This window comes from Herbiconiux sp. SALV-R1 (assembly GCF_013113715.1).
Classification (GTDB): Bacteria; Actinomycetota; Actinomycetes; order Actinomycetales; family Microbacteriaceae; genus Herbiconiux.
The window spans coordinates 1402568-1422064 of record NZ_CP053344.1; the positions used below are offsets into that span (position 1 = coordinate 1402568).

20 protein-coding genes are annotated in these 19497 nt (G+C 71.2%); 10 read left to right on the forward strand and 10 right to left on the reverse strand.

From position 1 onward, the window contains the following. Positions 1-17: 17 nt before the first annotated feature. Complete coding sequence (locus HL652_RS06800; RefSeq protein ID WP_171704629.1) at positions 18-1400, forward strand: pyridoxal phosphate-dependent decarboxylase family protein; 1383 nt, start codon at positions 18-20, stop codon at positions 1398-1400. Between the two features lie 38 nt (positions 1401-1438). Here HL652_RS06800 and HL652_RS06805 read toward each other — a convergent pair whose 3' ends face one another. Further along, entirely contained in the window at positions 1439-2074 is a 636-nt protein-coding gene (locus HL652_RS06805; protein ID WP_171704630.1) for a TetR/AcrR family transcriptional regulator, read from the reverse strand. Between the two features lie 9 nt (positions 2075-2083). Continuing rightward, positions 2084-2503 (reverse strand): BphX family protein, encoded by a 420-nt coding sequence (locus tag HL652_RS06810; RefSeq protein ID WP_171704631.1) that lies wholly within the window; start codon positions 2501-2503, stop codon positions 2084-2086. A 63-nt stretch (positions 2504-2566) separates the two neighbouring features. On the opposite strand from HL652_RS06810, the gene HL652_RS06815 reads away from it, so the two are divergent. Next, the gene (locus HL652_RS06815; RefSeq protein ID WP_171704632.1) at positions 2567-3877 is read left to right on the forward strand and encodes a nucleotide disphospho-sugar-binding domain-containing protein; all 1311 of its coding nucleotides are present in this window, start codon (positions 2567-2569) and stop codon (positions 3875-3877) included. A gap of 9 nt (positions 3878-3886) precedes the next feature. On the opposite strand, the gene HL652_RS06820 is transcribed toward HL652_RS06815, so the two are convergent. After that, entirely contained in the window at positions 3887-5614 is a 1728-nt protein-coding gene (locus HL652_RS06820) for a cell wall-binding repeat-containing protein (RefSeq protein WP_171704633.1), read from the reverse strand. 214 nt (positions 5615-5828) lie between these two features. On the opposite strand from HL652_RS06820, the gene HL652_RS06825 reads away from it, so the two are divergent. The 3 genes from HL652_RS06825 to HL652_RS06835 all read left to right on the forward strand — a co-directional run bounded on the left by HL652_RS06825 (position 5829) and on the right by HL652_RS06835 (position 8990). After that, positions 5829-6800 (forward strand): DUF2510 domain-containing protein, encoded by a 972-nt coding sequence (locus HL652_RS06825; RefSeq protein ID WP_171704634.1) that lies wholly within the window; start codon positions 5829-5831, stop codon positions 6798-6800. A gap of 97 nt (positions 6801-6897) precedes the next feature. Further along, the gene (locus HL652_RS06830; protein ID WP_171704635.1) at positions 6898-8085 is read left to right on the forward strand and encodes an FAD-dependent oxidoreductase; all 1188 of its coding nucleotides are present in this window, start codon (positions 6898-6900) and stop codon (positions 8083-8085) included. After that, positions 8082-8990 (forward strand): dioxygenase family protein, encoded by a 909-nt coding sequence (locus tag HL652_RS06835; RefSeq protein WP_171704636.1) that lies wholly within the window; start codon positions 8082-8084, stop codon positions 8988-8990. The genes HL652_RS06830 and HL652_RS06835 overlap by 4 nt, the downstream gene beginning before the upstream one ends. A gap of 31 nt (positions 8991-9021) precedes the next feature. Here the strand turns inward: HL652_RS06835 and HL652_RS06840 are convergent, their stop codons facing one another. Then, complete coding sequence (locus HL652_RS06840; protein ID WP_171704637.1) at positions 9022-9918, reverse strand: DUF808 domain-containing protein; 897 nt, start codon at positions 9916-9918, stop codon at positions 9022-9024. A 74-nt stretch (positions 9919-9992) separates the two neighbouring features. After that, positions 9993-10229, reverse strand: coding sequence for a hypothetical protein (locus tag HL652_RS06845; protein WP_171704638.1), 237 nt, complete (start codon positions 10227-10229; stop codon positions 9993-9995). 52 nt (positions 10230-10281) lie between these two features. On the opposite strand from HL652_RS06845, the gene HL652_RS06850 reads away from it, so the two are divergent. Beyond that, entirely contained in the window at positions 10282-10707 is a 426-nt protein-coding gene (locus HL652_RS06850; protein ID WP_253743700.1) for a hypothetical protein, read from the forward strand. 10 nt (positions 10708-10717) lie between these two features. On the opposite strand, the gene HL652_RS06855 is transcribed toward HL652_RS06850, so the two are convergent. Further along, on the reverse strand, positions 10718-13132 hold the full coding sequence (locus tag HL652_RS06855; RefSeq protein WP_171704639.1) for an HAD-IC family P-type ATPase: 2415 nt from the start codon (positions 13130-13132) through the stop codon (positions 10718-10720). Positions 13133-13254: 122 nt separating this feature from the next. On the opposite strand from HL652_RS06855, the gene HL652_RS06860 reads away from it, so the two are divergent. Further along, positions 13255-14295 carry an LLM class flavin-dependent oxidoreductase gene (locus tag HL652_RS06860; protein WP_216604032.1) on the forward strand — a complete coding sequence of 347 codons (1041 nt, stop codon included), beginning with the start codon at positions 13255-13257 and terminating at the stop codon, positions 14293-14295. 7 nt (positions 14296-14302) lie between these two features. On the opposite strand, the gene HL652_RS06865 is transcribed toward HL652_RS06860, so the two are convergent. Next, entirely contained in the window at positions 14303-14881 is a 579-nt protein-coding gene (locus HL652_RS06865; protein WP_171704640.1) for a GrpB family protein, read from the reverse strand. A gap of 85 nt (positions 14882-14966) precedes the next feature. Continuing rightward, the gene (locus HL652_RS06870) at positions 14967-15308 is read right to left on the reverse strand and encodes a metalloregulator ArsR/SmtB family transcription factor (protein ID WP_171704641.1); all 342 of its coding nucleotides are present in this window, start codon (positions 15306-15308) and stop codon (positions 14967-14969) included. A 67-nt stretch (positions 15309-15375) separates the two neighbouring features. On the opposite strand from HL652_RS06870, the gene HL652_RS06875 reads away from it, so the two are divergent. Continuing rightward, positions 15376-16287, forward strand: coding sequence for an NAD-dependent epimerase/dehydratase family protein (locus HL652_RS06875; RefSeq protein ID WP_171704642.1), 912 nt, complete (start codon positions 15376-15378; stop codon positions 16285-16287). A 74-nt stretch (positions 16288-16361) separates the two neighbouring features. Here the strand turns inward: HL652_RS06875 and HL652_RS06880 are convergent, their stop codons facing one another. Next, the gene (locus tag HL652_RS06880; protein WP_171704643.1) at positions 16362-16997 is read right to left on the reverse strand and encodes a small multidrug efflux protein; all 636 of its coding nucleotides are present in this window, start codon (positions 16995-16997) and stop codon (positions 16362-16364) included. Positions 16998-17165: 168 nt separating this feature from the next. On the opposite strand from HL652_RS06880, the gene HL652_RS06885 reads away from it, so the two are divergent. Beyond that, positions 17166-18341, forward strand: a complete 1176-nt coding sequence (locus HL652_RS06885) for a sensor histidine kinase (RefSeq protein ID WP_171707225.1) — start codon at positions 17166-17168, stop codon at positions 18339-18341. Continuing rightward, entirely contained in the window at positions 18338-18940 is a 603-nt protein-coding gene (locus HL652_RS06890) for a response regulator transcription factor (protein ID WP_171704644.1), read from the forward strand. Before HL652_RS06885 ends, HL652_RS06890 begins: the two co-directional genes overlap by 4 nt. A 72-nt stretch (positions 18941-19012) precedes the next feature. Here HL652_RS06890 and HL652_RS06895 read toward each other — a convergent pair whose 3' ends face one another. Further along, the gene (locus HL652_RS06895; RefSeq protein ID WP_171704645.1) at positions 19013-19444 is read right to left on the reverse strand and encodes an Hsp20/alpha crystallin family protein; all 432 of its coding nucleotides are present in this window, start codon (positions 19442-19444) and stop codon (positions 19013-19015) included. Positions 19445-19497: the final 53 nt, after the last annotated feature.

Consider the following 19497-nt stretch of genomic DNA (forward strand, 5'->3'; position numbering starts at 1 on the left):
GTGCAGCGGAGGATGCCATGACAACCGCACAGTCCGCTCGCATGCACGAGGTGACCGAGGAGAACCGCGACATCGTCGATCGGGTGCTCGACTATTCGCGGCAGCGGCTGCTCATGGCCGACACCCCGCTCGACAAACCGCAGTCGCCGTCGGAGCTCAGCCGCCTGGCGGGCGTCACCATCAGCGAGCAGGGCATCGGCGGGGCGAAGGCGCTGTCGATCTTCGAGCACATCCTCGCCCCCGCCTGCATCACCACCGACGACCCGCGCTACCTTTCGTTCATCCCGTGCGCTCCGTCGAAGGCTGCCGCCGCGTTCGACGTCGTCGTGTCGGCGAGCGCGCTCTACGGCGGCTCCTGGCTCGAGGGCGCGGGGGCGGTGCACGCCGAGAACGAGGTGCTGCGCTGGCTCGCCGCCGAGTTCGGGCTGCCCACCGGCGCGGGCGGGGTGTTCGTGCAGGGTGGCACGCTCGGCAACCTCTCGGCCCTGGTCGCCGCGCGCGAGACGGCCCGCGAGAAGGCACGCGAGGCGGGCGCCCCCGCACCCGACCGGTGGCGCGTCGTCTGCAGCGCCGAGGCGCACTCCTCGATCGCCTCGGCGGCCCGCGTCATGGACGTCGAGATCGTTGCCGTCCCCGTCGACGACGACGGCACCCTGCGCGGGCCCGCCGTCGAGGAGGCGCTCGCCGAGCACGGCGGCAGCGTGTTCGCGGTGGTGGCGACCGGCGGCACCACGAACTTCGGCATCGTCGACGACCTCGACGGCATCGGTCAGGCGGCCGCCCGCCACGGCGTCTGGTTCCACGTCGACGGCGCCTACGGGCTGTCGGCGATGCTGTCACCGGATGCGCGCATCCGTTTCGCAGGCGTCGAACGCGCCGACTCGCTGGTCGTCGACCCGCACAAGTGGCTGTTCGCGCCCTTCGACGCGTGCGCGCTGCTCTACCGCGACCCCGAGCTGGGGCGCCGGGCGCACACCCAGCACGCCGACTACCTCGACACCCTCACCGAGACGACCGACTGGAGCCCCTCCGACTTCGCCGCCCACCTCACTCGCCGGCCGCGCGGCCTGCCGCTGTGGTTCTCGCTGGCGAGCTACGGGGCTGCCGCGTATCGCGAGGCCATCACGGGGTCGCTGCGCCTGGCGCAGGAGATCGCCGCGATCATCGAGGAGCGGCCCGAGTTCGAGCTGGTGCGACAGCCGCAGCTCTCGGTGGTGGTGTTCGAGCGCGTCGGCTGGGACAAGGCCGACTACGGCAGGTGGTCGTCGAGGCTCCTCGACGAGCAGGTCGCGTTCGTGACGCCGAGCGCCCACCACGGCCGGCCCAACGCCCGCTTCGCCATCCTCAACCCCCGCACCACCCTCGACGACCTCACCCTCATCCTCGACTCGATGAGCTGAGCGAGGCGCGCCGCGCCGTATGCCCGGCCCGCCGCGGCTCAGGCGGGCGCGCGCATGACGAGGCGCTCGATCGCGTCGAGGAGCCAGGTGCGGTAGCGCTCGTCGCTCCAGCCGCGTTCGCGGGCGAAGAAGCGGTAGGTGGCGGGGGAGACGAGGTGGGTGAGCACCTCGGCCCGCTCGTCGGCGTCGACGTCGCCGTGCAGGAGGCTGTGGGCCTCCATCCAGCTGATCGCCATGCGGAGGTCGTGGTGCCGTCTGCGGTTCAGGTCGTCGACGGCGGCGGCGACCCCCGCATCCGTCTCGGCCGCCACGTAGAGTGCACGGTCGACACCCGCGGTGCGCGCGTTCGCCTCGGCGAGGAAGCGTGCGTAGGCGGGCAGCGCCTCCGCGGGCGGCAGCGCCATGATCTCGGCGAGCGCCGGACGTTCGTAGAGCGGATGCGTGCCCTCGTCGCCCGCGAGGGCCAGCTCGAACGCCGCCATGAGCAAGGCGCTCTTGGGCCCAGCCAGGTGCACGCTCTGCACCGACACGCCGGCCTCCTTGGCGATGGCGGGCATCGTCGTGCCCTGGTAGCCGTCGCGGGAGAACAGCGTGCTCGCCGCCTGCACGATGCGGCGGCGGGTCTGTGCCGACGCCTCCTCGCGGATGGGCGAGCTGTAGCTGCGGGGGGCCATGCCGTGATCCTAGGGGGTCGCGGCCCTCGTGCGGCCGGCGGCACGCAGGGCGAGCAGACCCGTGGTGACGATGGCGAGGTGCAGGGCGATGAACACGAGCATGCCGACGACCGGGTAGCCGGCGGCCATCATGTAGATGTCGTCGAGGATGCCGCGCACCACCGAGAGGGTGATGGCGAGCCACGCCAAGATGGTGCTCCGCCGCGGCCGGAACGACGCGGCGATGAGGAACGCGCCGAGGATGAGCAGGTCGAGCCCGAACAGCATCGTGAAGTCGAGGAAGCCGCGGTACGCCGTGCCGCCGATCGGAGCGTCCCAGCCCGGGACGGTGAGTTCGAGGCGCGCCGCGTTGAGGAAGGGCATCCAGAGCAGGCCGAGCACGATGTTGATGAGGCCCACGACGCGGAACCACCAGGTGAGAAATGTCATGGGGGTATTCTGCTATTCGATAGAGCGTTACGTCAATCAATATGTGTGTGCTAAAACCTAGCTATGTCGACTTATCTCGTCTGCAGCTCGCCGATCCACGGGCACGTCGTGCCGATGCTCACGGCGGCCGCCCATCTCGTGCAGCGCGGCCACCGCGTCGTCGTGCTCACGGGCGCGCGCTTCGCCGGGCGCGTGCGGGGCGTCGGCGCCGAGTTCCGGCCGCTCGAGGGCGCCGCCGACTTCGACGACCGCGACGTGCCGAGCTACCTGCCCGACCGCGATCGCTACCGGGGTCTCGCGCAGGCGCAGTACGACATCCAGCGCATCTTCGTGAGCACCATCCCCGACCAGTACCGGGCGGTGAGCCGCGCGCTCGCCGAGGTGCAGCCCGACGCGGTGCTCGTCGACGGGGCCTTTGCGGGGGTGGCGCCGCTGCTGCTCGGCGGCGGCCCGCGCCCGCCCGTGGTGGCGCTCGGCGTCACGCCGCTCTCGCAGAGCAGCAGCGACGTGGCGCCCTACGGCACGGCGATGCCGCCCTCCTCGTCGCCGCTCGGGCGGGTGCGCAACCGGATGCTCGGCCTCGTCGCGAAGAAGGTCCTGTTCCGCAAGACCCAGCGCCTCGCCGAGTCGCTGTTCGCCGAGCTCAGCATCCCGCACCTCGACCTGTTCGTGATGGACATCTCGAGCGCCTTCGACCGCTTCCTGCAGCTGTGCCCGGCCGAGTTCGAGTACCCGCGCAGCGACCTCGCGCCGAACACGGCGTTCGTGGGGACGATGCCCTCGGGTGCGGGGGCGGGGGCGGGTGGTGCCGTGGCCGAGCATCCGCGCTGGTGGGGCGACCTCGACGGGGCCCGGCCGGTCGTGCACGTCACGCAGGGCACCATCGACAACCGCGACTTCGACCGGCTCGTGAAGCCGACGCTCAGCGCCCTGGCCGACGTCGACGTCACTGTCGTGGTCTCGCTTGGCGGCCGCCCCGAGTCGGCGCTGCCCTCCGTGCCCGCGAACGCGAGGGTGGCGTCGTACCTGCCGTACGGCGAGCTGCTGCCGCGCTGCGCGGTGATGGTGACGAACGGCGGGTACGGGGGCGTGCAGCAGGCGCTCGGTGAGGGCGTTCCGCTCGTGGTCGCCGGCGGCACCGAAGACAAGCCCGAGGTGGCGGCCCGTGTCGCCTGGTCGGGCGCCGGCGTCGACCTGCGCACGGGTACCCCGACCCCCGAGGCCGTGCGGGCGGCCGTGCTCAGGGTGCTGGGCGAGCCCGCCTACACCGAGCGGGCCCGTCGCCTCGCCGCTGCCGCGGCCGGCTACGACACCCTCCCCCTCATCGAGTCCGAACTCGCCCGCACCACCGCAACCTGGCCCGCCTGGCACTGAAGGCCGGCTTCACTCGCAACGGTCGAGATGCTCGACAGCCGGGGAGAGGCTTGCCGTGCCGCCGATCAAGGTCACCGAATCGACCTCCATCCGCTGGAGAGCCGCCAAGGTGGCCCCTGGGATGCAGGCGGCCGGAGTCGTGAACACCAGAACATCGTCCTGACCTGCCCACGCCGAGCCCACCAAGGCGTCGGGGAACTTCTCCCCGGAGACGAGGTAGGCATGAGTGATGGTCTGTCGAGTCGCGGCGTTCATGAGTCGCGACGTGTCGTATCGGTCGACGCCGCCGAGCCGCGTCGTCGGGGCCATTGCCTGCAACGAATCCTCGATGCCCTCGGAAACTGTCTGGTATCCGCCGACCACGGTGGTGGCATAGAGGTTCAGACTGCCCAAAGCATCCTCGGTCTCTGCATCCAAGCGGTCGGCCGAGCCGTCGACCAGGATGACCGGGCGCCGCTCCGATCCAGCGATCGCGGCAGCGCTCAGGGCATCGGGATAGCTGCCCCCGGTCGCGACATAGACCTTGCGAATGTCGTCGGTGAAGACGGTCTTGAGCACGTTGCGCGATACCTCGAACCGGTCAGCTCCGCCGATCCGCTCCGTCGCGGCGATCTCACCGAGAATCGACACCACCTCCTCTGACACGGAAGCCGGCCCGCCGACTACGACGATTCGCTCGGGCGCAATCCGGCGCAATTCTTCCAGGACCACCTCGGGAACGGAGTCTCGCGTGGTGAGGAGGAGTGGTCCGTCTTCCGTGACCGCTGCGGGAGCCGCACTCAGTGCATCCGGAAAGCTCTCGCCCGTGACCACGTAGGCGACTGCTGCGCCTCCCGGGTACGCCCGCTTCGCCACCGCGGCGGAAACCTCGTATCGGTCGGCCCCGCCGACCCTTTCGGTCGTGAAGTCCTGTGGCACGACCACGCGAGACCGGAACGTCACCTCTCTGACACGGCCTCGAGAATCGAGCGGGTGAACGAAGGAGACGGTGAGCGTTGCCCGATTATCGTTCACGCCTTCGGGGATGGGGTCGGGCCAGGTGAGCTGGAGAACGCTCCCGTCTGCGGAGATCGTGTACGGAACGTCGTAGACAGCCGGGTTCTGATATCCGCTGAGCTGCGCCTTCGCCATGACGGCCGGGCCATCGGGGTTAGGAGCGGCAGCTTCGGACCAGAACCCGGTCGGCGCGACGAGGTCGAAGGATGCGCCGGGGGCCATCAAGGCGGGGCGCGTGTCTCCCGTGTACACGCGGGTGAAGTCGCTGTTCGTCGCCTCCGCCAGCGCGAGGCTGACGGGGAATGCTGACGGGTCTCCGCCGGATTCGGCCGTGACCGAGACTCTGAACATCAAGTCGAGCTGGTCGCGAGAGGGACCGGTCTCTCCGATCACTGAGACCAAGAGCGATTCGCCGACTTCGAGGTCGTCTGGGAGTTGAACATCGATCACCAGCGGCGACCCATCGGTGCGACCGTCGATCGACCCCCGCGTGGGCGAGGACGTCCACCAGGACAGGCCACTGAGCTGCATCTCTCCGAGCTCCGACGGCAGCGTCAGGGTGAGCTCCGTGGTGGTGCGGGGAACGAGAACGGGACGCCAGGTGGCTCGGAGGTGCACTTCGTCGTGGATGATTCGCGCGGTGTGCTCCGGCGATGCGGCGGCGACCGTCGGAGCTCGACCACCGGGGACTGAGTGAGCGGGGACAGCCGTGCCGCCCAGCACAAACGCGAGGGTGATCATCGCCCCAATCGCCGTGCCTCGTGTCGCCGCGCGTGTGCTTCTCCGCCAAGACATCACGGTGTTCCTTTCCCCCAGCAACCCCTGCAACACATCACCTTAGTCAGGGCTCAGGCGTGAGGCAGGGCTGATGACTCGCAGCCGCGCCGCGCTGCGGTTGCGGACTCACGTCGTGGTGCCACGATGGAAGGCACGGATGCGGGGAGGACCGATCGACGTGAGTGCAGCACCGGGATGGTACGACGCGGGGGAGCCGGGGCGCCTGCGCTGGTGGGACGGCGTGCAGTGGACCGCCCACGAGACGGCCGCGCCCGTCGTGCCGGCGGCGACGGCCGCGTACCAGGCCCAGCCCGCGCCCACCGCGCATCCGGCCGCCGCCGCGCATCCGGGCGCCGCTCAGCTCACGCCCACCGCGCATCCGGGCCCCGCCGCGGGCCCCGCCGCAACCGACCCGACCCTGCCGCCGATGGGCTGGTACCCCACCCCGAACGGCCCGGTGCGCTGGTGGGACGGTGCGCGGTGGTCGGGCATGCGCGTGAAAGACGGGCTGCCCGGCATCGACTGGGCGACCTCGGAGCAGCCTCGAGCGGCGATCGCGTTCGCCGCCGTGTTCTTCGGGCTCGGACTCACGCAACTGGCGCTCGCGCTCGCGGCGTCGACCGTGGCGTTCGTGGCGATCCCGATGATGCTGCTCGCCGTGCTGTGGCTGAGCATCGGCGTGCAGGCCTCCGCGGTGCAGCGCATCCCGCGGCCGACGGGCGTTCCGCTCACCGACGACCTCTCCCTGCGCCCCCTCCCGGGAGAGGTGGGGGGCTCACCGGTCGCCGGCGCCCCCGCGCCCGGCTGGTACACCGTCGCCCCGGCCACCACCCGGTGGTGGACCGGCGAGCGGTGGTCGCAGTACATCGGCACCCGCTACGGCGTGCGCCCGAGCTTCCACGGCGCCAAGTCGTATCGCCTCGTCCTCACCGTGGGCCGGGTGATGCTGGCGATCGGTGCGCTGGGCCTCCTCGCCGGGATCGTCCTCACCTCGATCGGCGCGTCGGCCGACGACGGCTCGCTGCTCACCGCGATCGGCGTGTTCTCAATCATCGCCGCGGTGCTGGTGGCCGGGATGGGCATCCTCTTCCTCGCGCTGTCTCCCCGCCAGAAGCGCATCCTGGTTTCCCCGGAGAACCCGCCGACGTGACATCCGGAATCCTCGATGCCATGATGAAGGGAATTGTCTGACGGTCTGACGCGCAAGGGTGCCGAGGCCGCCGACCGGTCCGAACAGCGAGGTTCCCATGGCAGCAGACTCCGCCCACGTCATCGTCGTCGGAGGCGGCCCGGTGGGCCTCCTCGCCGCCCTGGGCCTGGCCCGCCGAGGCGTGCGCGTGACGGTCGTCGAGCGCGACACCGAGCTGAACGACTCGCCCCGGGCGGCCGTCTACCACTGGTGCGTCATCGAGGTGCTCGACGCCCTGGGTGTGCGCGAAGACGCCGAGGCCGAGGGTGTGATCGTGCGCGGCAACACCTTCCACCGGCCCTCCACGGGCGAGTCGGTGCAGATCAGCCAGCAGGCCATCGAGGGCGTCGTGCCCTTCCCCTACAACCTCAATCTCGGGCAGGACAAGCTCGGCCGCATCTGCCTCGAGCACCTCGAGCGCCATCCCCACGCGACGGTGCTGCGCGGCACCGGGGTGACGGATGTGCGTCAAGACGCCACCACCGTCACCGCCGTGCTCGACGACGGCAGCGAGCTCAGTGGCGACTGGCTCGTCGGCGCCGACGGGGGCCGCAGCACGGTGCGCAAGGCGCTCGGCCTCGACTTCCCCGGCATGACGTGGGGTGACCGCTTCGTGGCGACGAACATCCGCTTCGACTTCGAGGCCTACGGCTACGGCCGCGCCAACATGGTGATGGACGAGCAGCTCGGCTGCATCGTCGCCCTCCTCGACCGCGAGGGCCTCTGGCGGGTGACCTTCGCCGAGAGCGACGAACTGCCCGAGAGCGGCCTGCCCGAGCGCATCGACGCGTTCCTGCAGAGGTTCCTGCCCGGAACCGAGAAGCGCTACGAGCTCGTGCAGTACTCGCCGTACCACATGCATCAGCGCGCCGCCGAGCGGTTCAGGGTGGGCCGCGTGCTGCTCGCGGGCGACGCCGCGCACCTCACCAACCCCACGGGTGCGATGGGCCTCACCACGGGAGTCTTCGACGTCGAGCTGCTCGTCGACCGGCTCTCCGCCGTCATCGCGGGTGATGCCGGCCCCGAGGCGCTCGACGACTACGCCGAACGCCGCCGCGCCGCGTTCCTCGACAACGCGTCGCCCACCGCCATCCGTTTCAAGCACCTGGTCTACGACGGGGTGAAGGCCGACATCGACGAGGCCTTCGAGCTGTACCTGCGGGTGGAGGCCGACCCCGAGGCGTCGCGCGACTTCTTCCTCGGGGTCGAGAGCCTGCGCGAGCCCGAGTTCAGGAGCGCCTCGTGAGCGGCGACGCCCCCGTCTCGGCCGAGCAGCGCCGGCGCGAGGAGGAACTCACCGCCACCGTGCTCGCCTCGTTCGATCAGGCACCGGATGCGCGCACCCGCGAGGTGCTGCAGGCCCTCGTGCGGCACGTCCACGCCTTCGTGCGCGAGGTGCGCCTCACCGAGGCGGAGTGGGATGCGGCGGTCGCGTTCCTCACGGCGGTGGGGCACATCACCGACGAGCGTCGCCAGGAATTCGTGCTGCTCTCCGACGTGCTCGGCGTGTCGATGATGACGGTCGCCGTGAACAACGAGGCCTCCGGCGACGCGACGGAGTCCACGGTGTTCGGCCCGTTCTTCACCTCGGATGCTCCCCGCATCGAGCACGGCGGCGACATCGCGGGAGGGGCCCCGGGCGAACCGTGCTGGGTCGAGGGCCGGGTGACCGACCTCGACGGGCAGCCGGTGGCGGGCGCGCGTCTCGAGGTGTGGGAGGCGGATGAGGACGGCCTGTACGACGTGCAGTACGGCGACGACCGGGTGGCCGGCCGGGCGCACCTGTTCACCGACGAGGCGGGGGAGTACCGGTTCTGGGGGCTCACGCCGACGCCCTACCCGATCCCCGACGACGGACCGGTGGGGGCCCTGTTGCGGAGCGTGGGGCGGTCGCCGCTGCGCGCATCCCACCTGCACTTCATGGTGACGGCACCGGGGCTGCGCACCCTCATCACGCACATCTTCGTGCGCGGCGACGAGCTGCTCGCGAGCGACTCGGTGTTCGGGGTGAAGGAGTCGCTCGTGATGGACTTCGTGCGCCACGCGGCGGGGTCGGCGACACCGGACGGGCGCGCGGTGAAGAGCACCTGGAGCAGCACGCGCTTCGACATCGTGCTCGCGCCGGAGGGGCGGGACGGGGACGCGACCTGACCTGGCTGTGCGGCCTCTGGGGGCCCGGGTCTCAGTGGGCCTGCGCCGCGGCCGGCTGCCGCCGGCGCACGAGCCGGGTGATGCCCGTGACGATCAGCACGATGAGCAGCCCGAACGCGAGCCCGAACACCGCCGAGTACGCGGTGTCGGCGAGCCACTCCACGACGGGGCCCGCGGCTTCGACGGCGTGGGTGATGACGTGGAGCAGGTCGTAGGGTCCCGTCCAGAAGGTCTCGGCGAGGTTGGCGACCACGAGGTGCCCGCCCACCCAGAGCATCGCGACGGTGCCGACGACGCTGATCACCCGGAACACGGCGGGCATCGACGCCACCACGCGCGCTCCTGCCCGGCGCACCTTGCGGGCGGGGCTCTTCATGAGCCGCAGCCCGATGTCGTCGACCTTCACCAGCAGCGCGACGGCGCCGTAGACGAGCGCGGTCATGCCGAGGGCGATCACGGCGAGGGCGGCGAGGGTCATCCAGAAGCCGAGGCCCTCGTCGAGGCTCGACAGGGCGATGAGCATGATCTCGGTGCTCAGGATGAGGTCGGTGCGGATGGCGCCGAACACCAGTTTGCGCTCGTCGCGCGCGCCGTCGCCCTCGGAGCCGTGGTGCACGCCGAACCACTCGGTGACCTTCTCGGCGCCCTCGAAGCAGAGGTAGGTGCCGCCGACGATGAGGAGGTAGGGGAGCACCCAGGGTGCGAACGCGGTGAGCAGCAGCGCGATCGGGATGATGATGACGAACTTGTTGAACAGGCTCCCCAGGGAGATGCGCCAGACGACCGGCAGTTCGCGGGCGGGGGTGAGACCCTGCACGTACTGCGGTGTCACCGCCGCGTCGTCGATCACGACACCCGCCGTCTTCGCGCTGGCCTTCAGCGCTGCGGTGAGGATGTCATCGACCACGGCGAGAAGGCCGACCGACATGGGTGTCTCCTTGAAAGCTCGGGGCGGGGTGCGCGCCTCAGACTACCCCGCCGCCCCGCCGTCCGGCGCGGGGTTCACCGGCCGTTGCGGCGTTCTCGGGAGCGGAGGCGGCGGGAGTGGAGGGCGCTGAGGCCGCCGAGGGCGAGGCCGCCCAGGGCGATGGGGACGGCGAGTTGCCACCAGGTGTTGCCTGTGAGGAGGTTCGCGAAGAGCACGATGAGCGCTGCGGCGTTCAGGCCGAAGGCGAGGAGGGAGTAGTGGGCCGACGTCCAGCGCCCCTGGTCGGAGGGCGTGGGAGGAGTGGGGGGCACGGCTTCGACGTTACCGCAGCCCGGGGAGCTGCTCGTATGGTTCGATGGCCGTATGACTCAGACGTCGAGCGCCCGCCGTAAGCGACCCGGGCTGGTCACGGTCGCCGTCGTGCTGATGTACATCGGTGGGATCGCGCAGATCGCGCTCGGCATCCTCGCCATCTTCCTCCGCTACACACCCGAGGCCTCCGAGGGTGGGGAGGCGCTCGCCGTCACGCTGCTCGGGGTGGCGATGATCCTGTTCGGGCTGTTCGTGGTGTCGCTCGCCTCGGGTGTCGCGCGGGCGAGCCGCATGTCGAGGCTGGTGGCGAGCATCCTGCTGGTGCTGGCCGTGCTGCTCGCCGTGCTCGACCTCGTGGTGGCCGGTGACGGCGACTGGTCGGGGCTCGCGGTGCAGCTCGTCGTCTCGGCGGCGGTCATCGTGCCGCTCTGGGTGGGCCCAGGGCGCCGCTACTTCGCCGCAAGCACTGTCGCCTGAAGAAGGGGCCCTACCGCGCCCGCAGCCGCCCCGCCACCGCCCGCTCCGCATCCCGCGCCGCGATGCGGCGGTGCGCGAAGCGCACCACCTCGATCAGCGCGATCGACACCAGCGACGTCACCAGCACGAGCAACGCGGTCGGCAGCGTCGGGTCGACCAGCTGCAGGAAGTCGCGCACGATCGGCACCGTGTACACGAGCACCAGCCCCACCATCATCGCCCCGATCACCGCACCCTTGAACCGGGTGACCGGCCGCGACAGCACGACGAGGATCCACAGGCCGATGATCGTCAAGATGAGCGTCGACCCGGTGCGGATCTCGGCCTCGGGAATCTGAGCGTTCGCCGCCAGCCGCGCGTACGCCCCGATGCCGAGCGTCACCGCGAGCCCCGCGGGCACGGCGAAGCTCAGCGACCGCCGCAAGAACCCGGGCACGTAGCGCTGCGCGTTCGGCAGCAGCGCGAGGAAGAACGCGGGGATGCCGATCGTCAGCCCATCCGTCACCGACAGCTGCCGCGGCAGGAACGGGAACGGCAGCAGCAGGATGCCGAAGGTGATGGCGAGGAACGTCGCGTACGAGGTCTTCGTGAGGAACAGCATCGACACCCGCTCGATGTTCGCGATGACCTGACGCCCCTCGGCCACGACGTTCGGCAGGTGCGAGAATCTGCCGTCGAGCAGCACCAGTCGCGCCACCGCCTTGGTCGCCGCGGCCCCTGAGTTCATGGCCACCCCGATGTCGGCCTCCTTGATGGCGAGCGCGTCGTTCACCCCGTCGCCCGTCATCGCCACCGTGTGCCCGGCGGCCTTCAGCGTCACCACGATGCGCTTCTTCTGGTCGGGCGTCACCCGCCCGAACACCACGTACTCGTCGAGCACCGCGAGCAGCTCGGCGGCGTCGGCCGGGAGCTCCCGGGCGTCGAAGCCGCGCGGCGCGTCGAGCCCCACCTCGCGCGCGATCGCCGCCACCGTCTGCGGGTTGTCGCCCGAGATGATGCGCACGCCCACCCCCTGGGCCGCGAAGTACTCCAGCGTCGAGGCGGCGTCGGGCCGGATGTTCTCCTTGAACGTCAGCAGCACCACCGGCACCGCGTCGGCCGGCACGGTCTCGTCGTCGGTCGGCGTGCCGTGGGCGAGTACGAGCGTGCGCCTGCCGGTCGCCGCCAGCGCGGTCGCCTCGGCGGCGAGCGACGCGTGCGACGAACCCGCGAACACCATCTCCGGCCCGCCGAGCACCCACATGCCGTCGCCGAACGTGACCGCGCTCCACTTGCGCGCCGACGAGAACGCCACCCGATCGAGCGGCTCCGCGGCGGGCACCGCGGGGAAGGGCTCGGCGAGGCTCCGCGCCGTCGCGTTGGCGTCGTTCTGCACCCCGTACCAGGCGAGCACCGCCTCCCACCCCGGCACCTCGGTGAGCGGATGCGCGGCGTCGAACACGATGTCGCCCTGCGTCAGCGTTCCGGTCTTGTCGAGGCAGATGAGGTCGACCCGCGCGAGCCCCTCCACGGCGGGCAGCTCCTGCACGAGCACCTGCTGCCGGGCGAGCTTCACCGCGCCGACGGCGAAGGTGATGCTGGTCATGAGCACGAGCCCGAGCGGCACCATGGCGACGACGGATGCGATGGTCGCCACGGCGGCGTCACGCCACGACCCGCTCTCCCAGGCTTCCACCCAGCCGCCCTGGGCGATCATCTGGGCGTTGAGCACGAGCAGGGCGACGGGGCCGATGATCCAGGCCACCCACTTCAGCACGCGGTTGATGGAGGAGCGCAGCTCGCTGGCGACGAGCGAGAACCGCTTCGCCTCGGCGGCGAGCGAGTTCGCGAACGAGTCGGCGCCCACCCGGTCGACCAGCGCGGTGCCCTCGCCCCCCACCACGACCGAGCCGGAGAGCACGCGGTCGCCGGGCGCCTTCTCGATGGGGTCGGATTCGCCGGTGAGCATCGACTCGTCGAGCTGCAGCCCGTGCGCCCGGGCGACCAGCGCATCCGCCGGCACCTGGTCGCCGGCCCGCAGCACGAGCAGGTCGTCGACCACCACCGTCTCGACGGCTATCTCGGCCTCAGCGCCGTCGCGCATGACCCGGGCGTGGGGCGCGTTGAGCAGCGCGAGCTTGTCGAGGGCGCGCTTCGCGCGGTACTCCTGCACGCTGCCGATGACCGCATTGGCGACCGCGGAGAAGCCGAACAGCGCATCCTGCCACCGGCCGATCGCCAGCAGCACCAGGAAGCAGGCGAGGATGATGCCGTTGAAGAGCGTGATGACGTTGGCGCGGACGATGCTCCACACGCTCCGGCTGGTGTCTTGCGAGAACGCGTTCGTGCGGCCGGCCGCCACCCGCTCGGCGACCTCGGCGCCGGTGAGCCCCGTCGCCGCCGTCTCGGCCGGTGACGCTCCCGCAGTCGCCTCTGTGCTCCCCATCCGCGCCCCCCTCGGTGTTGCCTCAGAGTAGCAACCCGAGCGGTCGCGGGACGCGCCGCGCGCTCGTCAAGATCTGTGCGTGTGCATGGAATGGATGCGGCGGCTCGCGTGTTGCAGCATCCGTGACCGAAACAACTCGCAAGAACATCGGCTTCCTCTCCTTCGGGCACTGGACGCCGTCGCCGCAGTCGCAGACGCGCTCGGCCGCCGACACGCTGCTGCAGTCGATCGACCTCGCGGTCGCGGCGGAGGAGCTCGGGGCCGACGGGGCGTACTTCCGCGTGCACCACTTCGCCCGTCAGCTCGGCTCGCCGTTCCCGCTGCTCGCTGCTGTGGGTGCGCGCACGAAGACGATCGAGATCGGCACGGGCGTGATCGACATGCGCTACGAGAACCCGCTCTACATGGCCGAAGACGCGGGAGCCGCCGACCTCATCTCTGGCGGCAGGCTGCAGCTCGGCGTGAGCCGGGGGTCACCCGAGCAGGTGATCGACGGGTGGCGCTACTTCGGCTACCAGCCCGGCGAGGGCAAGACCGACGCCGACCTCGCCCGCGAGCACACCGAGGTGCTGCTCGAGGTGCTGAAGGGCAACGGCTTCGCACAGCCGAACCCGCGGCCGATGTTCCCGAACCCGCCCGGGCTTCTGCGCATCGAGCCGCACTCGGAGGGGCTTCGCGACCGCATCTGGTGGGGCGCGGCGTCGAACGCCACGGCGCGCTGGGCCGCCGAGCTCGGCATGAACCTGCAGTCGTCGACGCTCAAGAAGGACGAGACCGGCGAGCCGTTCCACGTGCAGCAGGCGCAGCAGATCCGCGAGTTCCGTGAGGCGTGGAAGGAGGCCGGGCACGAGCGCGAGCCGCGCGTCTCGGTGAGCCGCAGCATCTTCGCCATCACGAACGACATGGACCGCGCCTACTTCGGCGGCGACGGCGGCGAGAGCCGCGACCAGATCGGCAACATCGAGGCCGACCTCCGCGCCATCTTCGGCCGCAGCTACGCCGCGGAGCCTGAGCGCCTGGTGAAGCAGCTCGCCGAAGACGAGGCGATCGCCGAGGCCGACACGCTCCTGCTTACCGTGCCCAACCAGCTCGGCGTGGCGTACAACGCCCACGTGATCGAGTCGATCCTCACCGAGGTGGCGCCGGCGCTGGGCTGGCGGTAGCGCCGGGCTAGGCCCTCGCGCGCTGCTCGGCCCTCGCGCGCTGCTTGATCGCCTCGATCACCTCGGTCTTGGCGTCGGCGTAGGCGTTCATGTCGTCCCAGCTGCGGGTGAACAGCATCCGCTTGGTGTCTTCATAGAGGACGCGGTCGCCGGCGTCGGTGCGGAGGCGGTCGCGCAGCAGCAAGTACTCGGCGACCGCCGGATGCTCGCGCTGGTACACGTGCACGTGTACATTGCGGGCCGGGGTGCGCACGAGGCGGTGAGCGGGCTCGCGCACCCGGAGCACGTACCCCGCGGCGAGCAGGGGTTCGAGGTACTCCTCCTCGGCGGTGATGTCGTCGACCCCCACCACGATGTCGACGATCGGCTTCGCCGCGAGCCCCGGCACCGCCGTCGACCCGATGTGCTCGACCAGCACCGCCCAGCCCGCTCCGTCGAGCGCGTTCAGGATGCGCGCCCGATGCTCGAGGAACCGCTCCGCCCACGCGGGGTCGTACTCCTCCAACCCCACCTCGAGCCGCTCGGGCCCCCCGACCAGCTCCACCTCGCTCACGTCGGCCCGCCGCCACGCCCCGTTCCCCGTCACGCCTCCATCCTCACACCCCCGCCCCGCGCACGAACGGTATGAGAATCGTGCCGCCGAGCCCGGGGTGGGCTCGAGGGCGCGAAACTCATACCGTCTGTGCGGGCTCGGCAGCGGGTTCGGGCGACCTGCGCTTGCGCACCTCGCGGAGGACGATCTGTTCGGGGCAGACGGTGGAGAGGAAGTCGCCGACCGAGAGCGCGAGGCGCTCGCCGACCAGGGAGTACAGGATGCGGTTGCCGTCGCGCCGCTCGGTCACGAGGCCCGCCTGGCGCAGCACACCGAGGTGCCGCGAGATCGTGGGGCCGGTCGCGTTGAAGCGCGCCGCGATCTCACCGGCGGCCAGCTCACCGTCTTTGAGGTCTTGGAGGATCTGCCGACGCGTGGGGTGGGCGAGGGCCGCGAAGATGTCCGACGCCGTATCTGTCATGGTTGCACTTTAGCACCCTTGCTAAGTACTCTTTAGCTACAGTGCTAAGAAGCGAAGGAGTTCGATCATGCGCATCGCCATCACCGGGGGTACCGGGTTCGTGGGCCGCCACCTCGCCGGGCGGCTCGACCCCGCCGAGACGGTCGTGGTGTCGCGGCGTACGGGCACCGAGATCGACGACGTCGACGCCCTCACCGCCGCGTTCGAGGGCTGCGACGCCGTGGCCCACTGCGCGGGCATCAACCGCGAGATCGGCGACCAGACGTTCCAGCGCGTGCACGTCGACGGCACCCGCGCCGTGATCGAGGCCGCCCGCCGCGCCGGCGTGAAGCGCATCGTGCTGCTCAGCTTCCTCCGCGCCCGCCCCGGCACCGGCTCGGGCTACCACGAGACCAAGTGGCAGGCCGAAGAGCTCGTGCGCGCCTCGGGACTCGAGCACACCGTGCTCAAGTCGGGCATGATCTACGGCCGCGGCGACCACATGGTCGACCACGTCACCCGCGCCGTGCGCACCTTCCCGGTCTTCGCCCTGGTGGGCCGGCACGAGCGCCGGGTGCGCCCCGTGCCCGTCGCCGACGCCATCGACGTGCTGATCGCCGCGCTCGAGGGCCGCATCACCGAGCCCACGGTGGCGGTGATGGGCGCGGAGACCCTCGAGCTGGGCGCCGCGGTACGACGCATCGCGGGCGTGGCGGGCCGGCATCCGCTCTACCTCCGGGCGCCGGTCTGGTCGATCCGGATGCTCGCCGCCGTCAGCGAGGTCCTCATGGTGACCCCGCTGGTCGCGCGGGCCCAGGCGCTCATGCTCGCCGAGGGCGTCGACGAGGCCGCGCCCGCGACCCCCGAGCTGCCACCCGAGCTCCGCCCGGCCCGCCGCTTCGACGAGGCCCGCATCCGCGCCGCGCTCCCCGAGGGGCGCTTCACCATCCGTGACATGCGGATGTGCCGCGCTCGCGCGCCACGCGTCCGAACGGTATGAGAATCGTGCCGCCGAGCCTGCTGAAAGCTCGAGCGCACGATTCTCATACCCTTGGCGGGCGCCTGCCGCGGGACCTACTGCACGGCGTGCACCATGCCGCCCACGACGACGCCGAGCAGGGTGCTCCAGGCGAGGATCGCCACGGCCTGCCAGGCCAGCACGCGCGCCTTGCTCACGCCGCTCGCGGCGAGCATCGTGGCGGTGAACTGGGTCGGCAGCAGCAGCGGGCCGAGGAGGCTCACGCCCGGTACGCCGTAGCGGTCGAGTGCTCGCTGCAGCTTCTGGCGGCGGGCCTTCTTGCGGCTCGACTCGCCCGGCTCGTCGTCGAGGGCCGCGGCAGGGGCGACGGCGGCGGCGGGCGACCCGGGGGCCGCGACCGCCTCGGGCGACCCGGGGGCCGGCGACCCGGGGGCCGCGCCCGCGAACACCTCCTCGCGCGCCCGCGCCTTCGCGGCGCGGCGCGAGTCGCGGCGGGCGATCACCGCCGACCGTGCTCCCGAGCCGGCGAGCACGAGCACCGTCACGCAGAGGAAGTTGCCGATGGCCCCCGACAGCACGGCGACGACGGGGTGGAGACCGCCGATGATGCCGATCGACGCCGCCCCCTCGCCCTCGATGAAGGGCACGGCGCCGGCGAGCGCGACGATGAGGGGCCGCAGCAGTTCGGGCACCTGGGCGACCAGGTCTTGGAAGGTGGAGATCAGGTCCATGGCGTGCTCCTGTCGGGAGATGTGGTGGCGGATGCGGTGGTTCCGTGCGCCGGTCAACCCAGCCCACCGCATCCGCTCGTCTCGCGTCAGTGTCGCGGTGTCACCGCTTTCCGGGTGGGATGCCGGTCGCACCCGTGACATCTGTCATGCACCTAGGGTGGTGGCGTGATGAACGCTCAGCAGTCGCCGCGCGGGGTGACCGCGACCTGGTGGTACACGGCGTCGGCGATCGTGTTCTTCGAGCTCATGATCGTGCTGCTCTGGTCGCTCACCCTGCTGCAGGGGCGGTTCGACCTCCCTGTGCAGCTCGTCGTGCTCGCGGTCGGGCTGGTCTGGATCGCCTCGACCCTGCCGCTCCTGCGCGCCTACCGGCACCGGTCGGGTGAGACGACGGAGCTGCCCTGGCGCAGCATCCTCGTTCCTGTGCTCGTCGGCGCGGCGTACGGCGGGCTCGCCTTCGCGGTGACGGGGCTGTGGCAGATCCTGCTGCTGCCGGTCGCGCAGTCGCTGCAGCTGCTCGACTGGCCGAAGTCGGTGCGTCTGCGCCTCGTGCTGGTGCTCACGGTGCTGCTCGGCTGCCTCTGGGTGGTCGACGTGAACACGGTGTTCTCGCGGCCGCCGTTCGACCAGGTGAGCGATCACTTCGTGCTCGGGTTCTTCTCGGCCTCGCTGCCGCTCATCACCGTGCTGTCGCTGTGGTGGTGGGACGTGCTGATCGCCCTCGACCGGGCCCGCGTCTCCGAGGCACGTCTCGCGGCGACGCAGGAGAGGCTGAGCGTGGCGACCGACGTGCACGACCTGCAGGGCCACCACCTGCAGGTGATCGCCCTGCAGCTCGAGCTCGCCGAGCGGTTGCTCGCGACGGATCCGGATGCGGCGCTCACCCAGCTGAAAGCGGCCCGCGTGAGCGTCGACGAGGCGCGGCAGGGCACGCGTGACCTCGCCACGCGGTTCCGGTCGGTGCCGCTGCCCGACGAGCTCGCGAACGCCGGCGACCTGCTGAGGGCCGCGGGGATCGCCGTGCAGACGACGATCGCTCCGGATGCGGAGGCGGCTCCCGCGGAGGTGTTCGGCCCGGTCATCCGGGAGACCACCACGAACGTGCTGCGGCACGGCGGAGGTCGCTCGGCGACGCTGTCGCTCTCTCGCGCGGCGGGGGAGTGGCGGTACGAGATCAGCAACGACGCGGCCGCGTCGGCTCCAGGGGTCGACGCCAAGGGTTCGGGGCTCGCCGGCATCGCGCGCCGCGCCGCCGAGGCCGGCGGGACGATGCAGGTGCTGCGCGAGGGGGGCCGCTTCGCCGTGGTCGTCACGGCGCCGGCTGAGCGCGGGGTGACGCGATGATCAGGGTGCTCCTCGCCGACGATGAGGGGATGATCCGCTCGGCTCTGGCGGCGCTGCTGCGCCTGGAGCCCGACATCGACGTCATCGCGGAGTGCGCCGACGGCGTGCAGGCGGTGGCGGAGGCCGAGCGGCTGAAGCCCGACGTGTGCCTGCTCGACCTCGAGATGCCGGGCCTCGACGGTGTGGAGGTGGCCGAGCGGCTGAGGCGCACGGTGACGGCGCGGTGCATGATCGTCACCCGCCACGCCCGCCCGGGCGTGCTGCGGCGTGCGCTGGCGGCCGGTGTCGCGGGGTTCCTCCCCAAGTCGCGGGAGGCGGGGGAGGTGGCGGCGGTCATCCGCCGGGTCGCCGCCGGTGCGCGCTACGTCGACCCCGAGATCGCCGCCGACGCGTTGAGCGACGAGCGCTGCCCGCTCACCGACCGCGAGCTCGACGTGTTGCGTGCCGGCCGCCGTGGTGAGACCACCGCGCAGATCGCCGCGTCACTCTCCCTCGCCCCCGGCACGGTGCGCAACCACGTCTCCGCTGTGCTCGCCAAGCTCGCCGTCGACACCCGCCAACAGGCGGTGTTGCTCGCCCAGGAGCGCGGCTGGATCTGAGTATGCGAGAGGCCCCGCAGCCGAACGGATGCTCAGCTGCGGGGCCTCTCAGACGGTCGCGAGCGCCGTCGGTCAGCTCGCGAGCGACTTCTGCGCGTCGTCTCTCGCCTGGCTCACCACCTGCACCTTGCGCGGCTTCGCCTTCTCGCTCACCGGGATGATGACGCTCAGCACCCCGTTGTCGTACGACGCCGAGATGCCCGCCGTGTCGACGCCCTCACCGATGCTGAACTGGCGCAGGTAGCTGCCGGCGGGCCGCTCCTGCGCGAGCCACTTGGCCCCTTCGGCCGAGCCCGCGGTGCGCTGCGCGCGGATGGTGAGCAGCTGACCGTCGACGTCGACGTCGACCGACCCCGGGTCGACGCCCGGCAGGTCGGCGTTCAGCACGTACCTGTCCTGATCTCGGTACAGGTCGACGGGCATGACGCGCGGCCCGGGCCGGGACTGCAGGAGGCTCGACGCGAGGCGGTCGAACTCGCTGAAAGGATCAAAAGACATGGCCATGATGAATCAATCTCCTTCCGGTTCTGGGAGTTGAGTGCACATCACTCAACTAC